General features: G+C 58.6%; 6 protein-coding genes, 1 tRNA gene and 2 rRNA genes (1 of these 9 running past the window's edge). 1 reads left to right on the top strand and 8 read right to left on the bottom strand.

Going from position 1 to position 7,500, the window contains the following annotated elements; genetic code table 11:
- Positions 1–925, top strand: the 3' portion of a protein-coding gene (locus tag ACELLULO517_RS27790) for an LLM class flavin-dependent oxidoreductase (RefSeq protein WP_227310785.1). The gene continues 98 nt to the left of window position 1, outside the view; the window shows 925 of its 1,023 coding nt (coding positions 99–1,023); the start codon falls outside the window, past its left edge; the stop codon is at positions 923–925.
- 8 nt (positions 926–933) lie between these two features.
- On the opposite strand, the gene ACELLULO517_RS27785 is transcribed toward ACELLULO517_RS27790, so the two are convergent.
- The 8 genes from ACELLULO517_RS27785 to ACELLULO517_RS27750 form a co-directional block, all read right to left on the bottom strand.
- Positions 934–1,425, bottom strand: coding sequence for a GNAT family N-acetyltransferase (locus ACELLULO517_RS27785; RefSeq protein ID WP_227310784.1), 492 nt, complete (start codon positions 1,423–1,425; stop codon positions 934–936).
- Positions 1,426–1,428: 3 nt separating this feature from the next.
- Complete coding sequence (locus ACELLULO517_RS27780; RefSeq protein ID WP_227310783.1) at positions 1,429–1,731, bottom strand: type II toxin-antitoxin system TacA family antitoxin; 303 nt, start codon at positions 1,729–1,731, stop codon at positions 1,429–1,431.
- A 185-nt stretch (positions 1,732–1,916) separates the two neighbouring features.
- Positions 1,917–3,056 carry a DEAD/DEAH box helicase gene (locus tag ACELLULO517_RS27775; protein WP_227310782.1) on the bottom strand — a complete coding sequence of 380 codons (1,140 nt, stop codon included), beginning with the start codon at positions 3,054–3,056 and terminating at the stop codon, positions 1,917–1,919.
- Positions 3,057–3,245: 189 nt separating this feature from the next.
- Entirely contained in the window at positions 3,246–3,632 is a 387-nt protein-coding gene (locus ACELLULO517_RS27770) for a type II toxin-antitoxin system VapC family toxin (protein ID WP_227310781.1), read from the bottom strand.
- Positions 3,629–3,877 carry a type II toxin-antitoxin system Phd/YefM family antitoxin gene (locus ACELLULO517_RS27765; protein ID WP_227310780.1) on the bottom strand — a complete coding sequence of 83 codons (249 nt, stop codon included), beginning with the start codon at positions 3,875–3,877 and terminating at the stop codon, positions 3,629–3,631. Before ACELLULO517_RS27765 ends, ACELLULO517_RS27770 begins: the two co-directional genes overlap by 4 nt.
- 102 nt (positions 3,878–3,979) lie before the next feature.
- A tRNA-Met gene (locus tag ACELLULO517_RS27760) sits at positions 3,980–4,056 on the bottom strand.
- Positions 4,057–4,092: 36 nt separating this feature from the next.
- Positions 4,093–4,207, bottom strand: a 5S ribosomal RNA gene (gene rrf / locus ACELLULO517_RS27755).
- A gap of 260 nt (positions 4,208–4,467) precedes the next feature.
- A 23S ribosomal RNA gene (locus tag ACELLULO517_RS27750) occupies positions 4,468–7,207 on the bottom strand.
- Between the last annotated feature and the right edge of the window lie 293 nt (positions 7,208–7,500).

Here is a 7,500-nt window from a genome sequence, read left to right as displayed (position 1 = left end):
TGCCGTCGCGGCGGAGGAGCTTGGCGCCGACGGTGCCTATTTCCGCGTGCATCACTTCGCCCGCCAGCTCGCCGCACCCTTCCCGCTGCTCGCCGCCGTCGGCGCCAAAACGCAGCGGATCGAGCTCGGCACCGCCGTCATCGATATGCGCTACGAGAACCCTCTCTATATGGCAGAGGATGCAGGCTCGGCCGATCTCATCGCCGGCGGCCGGCTGCAGCTTGGCCTCAGCCGCGGCTCCCCGGAACAGGTCATCGATGGCTGGCGTTATTTCGGCTATCAGCCCGTCGAGGGCGAGACCGACCAGGATATGGCGCGCCGTCATACGGAGGTCTTCCTGAATACCCTGCAGGGCAAGGGCTTCGCGCAACCCAATCCGCGCCCCATGTTCCCCAATCCACCGGGCCTTCTACGTCTGGAGCCGCATGCGGAGGGACTGCGCGAACGCATCTGGTGGGGGGCGGGGTCGAATGCGACGGCGGTTTGGGCCGCACAGCGCGGTCTCAACCTGCAAAGCTCGACGCTCAAGGATGATGAAACGGGCGAGCCCTTCCATATTCAGCAGGCCGCGCAAATCCGCGCCTTCCGTGCCGCCTGGGCCGAGGCCGGCCATACCCGCACGCCGCGCGTCTCCGTCAGCCGCAGCATCTTCGCCATCGTCAACGACCATGACCGCGCCTATTTCGGCCGCAGCGGGGAGAGTGAGGATCAGGTCGGCTTCATTGACGACAAGACCCGCGCCATCTTCGGCCGCAGCTATGCGGACGAGCCGGATAAGCTCATCGCGCAGCTGCGGCAGGATGAGGCGATCGCCGAAGCCGATACGCTGCTGCTGACGGTGCCCAATCAGCTGGGCGTCGCCTATAACGCCCATGTCATCGAGGCCATTCTCACCCATGTGGCGCCTGGCCTCGGCTGGCGCTGAGGCGCCGGTCAGAACCGGGGTCTGATATCCTTGAGCAGCACGAAAAGATGCATGGGGTCGCTCGGCGCCGGGATGAAGTCGAAATGCGCGTAGAAGGCGCGGGCTTCCTCATCCTTGGCGTGAACGGCGAAGGCGCGCAGCCCGGCGATCTCGGCCGCCGCCAGCGTCCGCCCCAAAGCATCTTTCAGCAGGCCTGACCCGAGCCCCTGCCCGCCCCAACCGGTCGCGACCGCGAGACGCGCCAGGATCATCAGGGGAATCGGATGCCGGGGGACGCCTTTGCGCAGCCGTTCGGGCGCATCGTCAAAATTCACGTCACCGAAGGTCAGCGTGTAATAGCCGACCACCGCCTCTCCCTGCAGGGCGAGATAGGTCTGGGCGCTGTGAGAGAGCTGGCTTTGCAGGGCGAAGCGGATGAGGAAGCGGTTAAGCGGCTCCTTCCCGCAGTCAAAACCGTCAACGCGATGATCGCGCCGCAGTTTCTCGATTTGAAAGCCCATGGGTCAGCTATCGCTGGCCGGGCCGGACTTGTCCTGCTCGAAGACGCTCGGCGTGGCGAGCAAGCGGCCGAGCCGCGGCAGCGGGCGGGCCGGCGCGTCGAGCGCTGTCAAAAACGCCTCCCACTGTGCCGCATCCAGGCCAAAATGCTGGCGATCGGGCAGCGTCTCCTGCGCACGGGCGAGAGCGCTTTCCAGCACGAAGTCGCTGACCGACCGCTGCGAGGCCCGCGCGGCCGCGTGCAGCATGCGCTTGGACTCGGATGTCAGTCGCAGATCGAGCTTTTCAGAACGGGTAGCGCTGGCCATGCTTGTCTCCTTGGCAGCCTTCATAACACGGCGCGAGAGACTTGTCATGACTTTGTCGGGCGATCACCCAAAAGCGGCGTTCTGGAGCAGATCCCGGTCAGATGGAACCATCTGGCCGGATGAAGATGCTCGCAAAAACAATAATCTAGAGCGGCGTCTGTGAGCGTGAGCGAACAGGAAACGCTTTAGTCGGGACAATCCGATAAGAGCAATGCCCTCAACCAGTCCTGCCCGTCCTTGACCGGAAGGCGTCGCGCTACTTCGTCAAAAACTTTTCCACTGGCCTGCCACTCCTCGCGGTTGCCGAGGATATAGAGACCACGTTTTGCCCGCGTCGCCGCCACGCTCAGAAGATTGGGCGTGCTGCCAGCCCAACTGCGGGCACCGGGTTTAGCGCCCCTTCCCGCCCCGAGCATCAGGATGACGGCCTCGGCCTCCTTACCCTGAAAGGTATGGACCGTTCCGACCCGCTTTTCGATCCAATCCGCGCGCTCCTTCGATGGGCGCCCGGGCAGGATACCCGGCGTCTGGAGCAACAGCTTGCGCAATTCGAAGGACGGTGCCCGAAACGGTGAAATCACATAGAGATCGGGTGCTTCAGCAAGGCGGGAACAGAGCGCCGCTATGGCTCGGGCAATGAGCAATCCCTCCTCTCGAACCCATTTGTCGCTCGTCGGCGCGTCGACATCGATCCAAGCCGTATCACCGAGAAGGCCACGTAAAGCGGATGGCCCCGCGGCGGTCGCAAAAACCATTCGATCGGCATAGGCAATATGATTTGCAAGATCAAACATGGGCCGGTCGCACCGTCGGTGCACCAGCAGCGGAATGCCGGTCACGCGCATCTCCTGCCCGGCGGCCCCATCCTCAACCGGGAAATGCCCCTGTATAGAACTTGCACGGTCGGCCAGCGTCTGCACGGACTCGTCAGGTGCGGTCCAGCGCGTAGGATCGATACCCTGACCTTGGAAAATCAACCGCGTCGTGCGCTTGGGCAAGCTGGCGACGGGCTTGATCTGCAGCGGATCACCAATGACAACCGCGCGCCTTGCCCGCCAAACGGCGCCAACAGCCTGTTGCGGTGCGGCTTGTCCTGCCTCATCGATCAGCAGCCAGCCAATCGATGATGCCTCAAATCCGCTGAACATCCGGCCGATCGAAGCAAAGGTCGTCGACACGACCGGAACGAGGAGAAAGAATACACCCCAATGCCGCACCGTCGGCTTAGATGCATCCGGGTCGCCGAGCGCCGCCCTGGCAATCGTATTGAGGGATGGTTTCAACGCATAGGCGCCGGCAACAATGAAAGCACGATGCAAACGCATCGCCGCCGCAACAGCGCGTCGCGCGCGTCACGGAACCGGCCTCCATTCCAGAGGTGATCGCTCACCCTACCAAAATGGTTCCGGATGGCGCGCTTCAGCATTTCTTCAAAATCGGTTAACGTCTCCCGCTGACAATGACCGCGACGCAGACGTTGTCGCGATAAACCGGGCAGGCTTACTTATCCGTTATCAGACGAGGCGGATCGGCCCAGGATAGGCCTGCACGGCGGGATCATGGGTCAAGAGCAGCATGCCTTCGGCTTGGGCCTGCGCGACCAGCATGCGGTCGAAGGGATCGCGATGAAGGGTGGGCAGCGCACCAGCGGCAAGGGCGTGCCGCCCCGTGATCGGCAGTTCCTCATAGCCGTTTTCAATCAACCCGCGCCGCAGAAGATGCGGATCGACACGAAAATCTGTCCGCCCCAGCCCGGCTTTGATGGCAACCTCCCACAGGCTTGCAACACTGAAGACGAGCGTATTCTGCGCGTCTTCCATCAGAGTGAGGGCATCCATCGACAGCTTTTCCGGCATGCCGGCGGCCCAGAGCAGCAGATGCGTGTCGAGGAGAAGCTTCATGCCTCGCCGTCGAACATTGTCTCAATGACCTCTTGTCCCATCCGGTTGAAATCATCCGGCACCTGAACATGGCCGGTGAGAAAACCAAGCCGCCGGATTTGGTGCGCCTCAGGCGCCGTTATCGGCAAGACCCGCACCGCCGGGCGTCCTGCCTTGGCGATGATAAAGCCTTCCCCATGCACCAGGGCCTCGTCAATCAGACGGGAAAGATGGGTCTTAGCCTCATGGATATTCACACTTCGCATCTTACTATTCCGTCAGCCTAGACTTAGTCTAACAGACTTAGTCATGAACAATCGACAAAATAAAACCCCGGCATCTGGAAGATGTCGGGGTTGGTCTAGTTATGGTTGCGGGGACAGGATTTGAACCTGTGACCTTCAGGTTATGAGCCTGACGAGCTACCGGGCTGCTCCACCCCGCGGGGGTGAGTTTTAAACGGTAAAGGGTGGGTTGGATGACCTGGCGGCGACCTACTCTCCCGCGCCTTAAGACGCAGTACCATGGGCGCTGGGGTTTTTCACGGCCGAGTTCGGGATGGGATCGGGTGCGGGCTCCCCGCTATGGCCACCAGGTCGTCCAACCCACCCTTTGGGTGTGGTGAACGTGGGTCTGGCGCGAGCGCAGGAAGGTTTTCTTTTTTGAAAAAAAGAACCAAAAAACTTCTATTCTTTAAGGAATGAAAATCTTTTGTTTCTTTTCTATAGAAAAGAAGATCTTGCTTAACGGCTCTAGCGTTTTGGTTTGAGAGATTTGGATGTGCTTATTTGTGTGTGTTTGTCATCTGTTATCAGCGATCGGTTAGATGATTGCTGTGCGAGGTGGTGAGTAATTTGTAATGAGCCTATCGGGTGATTAGGACCGGTTAGCTGAACGCGTTACCGCGCTTTCACATCCGGCCTATCGACGTGGTGGTCTACCACGACCCTCAGGGAGACCTAGTTTTGAGGTGGGTTTCCCGCTTAGATGCTTTCAGCGGTTATCCCGTCCATACTTAGCTACCCGGCTGTGCCACTGGCGTGACAACCGGTGCACCAGAGGTATGTTCATCCCGGTCCTCTCGTACTAGGGACAAATCCTCTCAAGTCTCCTTCACCCACGGCAGATAGGGACCGAACTGTCTCACGACGTTCTAAACCCAGCTCACGTACCACTTTAATCGGCGAACAGCCGAACCCTTGGGACCTGCTCCAGCCCCAGGATGTGATGAGCCGACATCGAGGTGCCAAACCTCCCCGTCGATGTGGACTCTTGGGGGAGATCAGCCTGTTATCCCTAGAGTACCTTTTATCCGTTGAGCGATGGCCCTTCCACGCGGGACCACCGGATCACTATGGCCGACTTTCGTCTCTGATCGAGCTGTCGCTCTCACAGTCAGGCGGGCTTATGCCATTGCACTCAGCAGCCGATGTCCGACCGGCCTGAGCCCACCATCGCGCGCCTCCGTTACACTTTGGGAGGCGACCGCCCCAGTCAAACTGCCCACCATGCAGGGTCCTGAACCGGGATAACCGGTCTCAGTTAGACATCAGAAGCGCCCAGGGTGGTATTTCAAGGATGGCTCCACCAGAGCTAGCGCCCCGGCTTCAAAGCCTCCCACCTATCCTACACAGTGCTCCCCTGATGCCACTGCAAAGCTGCAGTAAAGGTTCATAGGGTCTTTCCGTCTGACCGCGGGTACCCCGCATCTTCACGGGGAATTCAATTTCGCTGAGCCCATACCGGAGACAGTGGGGAAGTCGTTACGCCATTCGTGCAGGTCGGAACTTACCCGACAAGGAATTTCGCTACCTTAGGACCGTTATAGTTACGGCCGCCGTTTACCGGGGCTTCAATTCAGTGCTTGCACACCTCCTCTTAACCTTCCGGCACCGGGCAGGCGTCAGACCCTATACGTCATCTCTCGATTTCGCAGAGCCCTGTGTTTTTACTAAACAGTCGCTACCCCCTGCTCTGTGCCACCCGCCCATGGTTGCCCAAAGACGGGTCTCGCTTATCCCGAAGTTACGCGAGCAATTTGCCTAGTTCCTTCGATATGGTTCTCTCAAGCGCCTTGGTATTCTCTACCAGTCCACCTGTGTCGGTTTCGGGTACGGTCTATATGCTGGAGCTATTTCCTGGAATGCGCCAAAAGCCAGAACAATCCAATAAGTTCTGACAACATCTTGCATTCGTCACTTCCAGCAGGCTCAGGAATATTCACCTGATTCCCATCGACTACGGCTTTCGCCCTCACCTTAGGGGCCGGCTAACCCTGCGCGGATTAACCTTGCGCAGGAACCCTTGGACTTTCGGCGACAGTGTTTCTCGCACTGTTTGTCGCTACTCATGTCAGCATTCGCACTTCTGATACCTCCAGGAGGGGTCACCCCATCTCCCTTCGCAGGCCTACAGAACGCTCCGCTACCGCGTAGATCACTCTACACCCGCAGCTTCGGTGTGTGGCTTGAGCCCCGTTACATTTTCGGCGCAGGATTTCTATTAGACCAGTGAGCTATTACGCTTTCTTTAAAGGATGGCTGCTTCTAAGCCAACCTCCTGGTTGTTTTGGAATTCCCACATCCTTTCCCACTTAGCCACAACTTGGGGACCTTAGCTGGCGGTCTGGGCTGTTTCCCTCTCGACCACGGACCTTAGCACCCATGGTCTGTCTGCCGGGCTATACTTCTGGGTATTCGGAGTTTGGTTAGGTTTGGTAAGGCTTTGGGCCCCCCTAGCCCATCCAGTGCTCTACCCCCCAGGGTAAACACCCGACGATCTACCTCAATAGATTTCGCGGAGAACCAGCTATTTCCGAGTTTGATTGGCCTTTCACCCCTAGCCACAGCTCATCCCCGACTTTTTCAACAGGCGTGGGTTCGGCCCTCCAGTGCGTGTTACCGCACCTTCAGCCTGGCCATGGCTAGATCACTCGGTTTCGGGTCTTCTACCTGCAACTTGTCGCCCTATTCAGACTCGCTTTCGCTACGCCTACACCTAACGGCTTAAGCTCGCTGCAAACAGAAACTCGCTGACCCATTATACAAAAGGTACGCCGTCACCGCAGTTGCGGCTCCGACTGCTTGTAGGCGTCCGGTTTCAGGTCTCTTTCACTCCCCTCGTCGGGGTGCTTTTCACCTTTCCCTCACGGTACTTGTTCACTATCGGTCACCAGGGAGTATTTAGGCTTAGAGGGTGGTCCCCCTACGTTCAGACAGGATTTCACGTGTCCCGCCCTACTCAAGGATTATAAGCAAACTCACCGCATACGGGGCTATCACCCGCTCAGGCCGGACTTTCCAGACCGTTCTGCTCACTCGCTTATAACCACTGGCCTGATCCGCTTTCGCTCGCCACTACTGACGGAATCTCTGTTGATGTCTTTTCCTCCAGGTACTGAGATGTTTCAGTTCCCCGGGTTCGCCTCCTAACCCTATGTATTCAGGTTAGGATACCCATCGCTGGGTGGGTTTCCCCATTCGGATATCCATGGATCAACGCCTGCTCGCGGCTCCCCATGGCTTTTCGCAGCGTGCCACGTCCTTCATCGCCTCCTGGTGCCAAGGCATCCACCGAACGCCCTTCTCATGCTCATTGCCTCGCGGACAAACCTTCTAGGGAAGGTTCGTCCCCACCTTGCACAGGAACCATCCAACCCATCCAAAGCCGAAGCTTTGCACAAGAGGACCTATCCCCATCCAGATGCTGTCCGTCCAAAGGCGTTGCGAGAACAATCCTTCTTCCGAACAGACGCACAAATATGCACATCCATTCTCTCACGCTTCTGAACAAACTTGCTGCGGGGATCCGGGCTTACGCCCTCGTCCGGTCAGACATGCAACAAATTCGCGCAGATGCGCCAAACCCTGATTCACGATTTAAAGAACAC

Source organism: Acidisoma cellulosilyticum (assembly GCF_020621385.1).
Classification (GTDB): Bacteria; Pseudomonadota; Alphaproteobacteria; order Acetobacterales; family Acetobacteraceae; genus Acidisoma; species Acidisoma cellulosilyticum.
Note: the sequence above shows the minus strand (reverse complement) of the source record. Positions and strands in the feature narration are given on the sequence as shown.

Bases quoted from the DNA above. Each gene is read 5' to 3' on its own strand.
- ACELLULO517_RS27785 (WP_227310784.1), bottom strand. From the start codon at position 1,425: ATGGGCTTTCAAATCGAGAAACTGCGGCGCGATCATCGCGTTGACGGT.
- ACELLULO517_RS27780 (WP_227310783.1), bottom strand. From the start codon at position 1,731: ATGGCCAGCGCTACCCGTTCTGAAAAGCTCGATCTGCGACTGACATCC.
- ACELLULO517_RS27775 (WP_227310782.1), bottom strand. From the start codon at position 3,056: ATGCGTTTGCATCGTGCTTTCATTGTTGCCGGCGCCTATGCGTTGAAA.
- ACELLULO517_RS27770 (WP_227310781.1), bottom strand. From the start codon at position 3,632: ATGAAGCTTCTCCTCGACACGCATCTGCTGCTCTGGGCCGCCGGCATG.
- ACELLULO517_RS27765 (WP_227310780.1), bottom strand. From the start codon at position 3,877: ATGCGAAGTGTGAATATCCATGAGGCTAAGACCCATCTTTCCCGTCTG.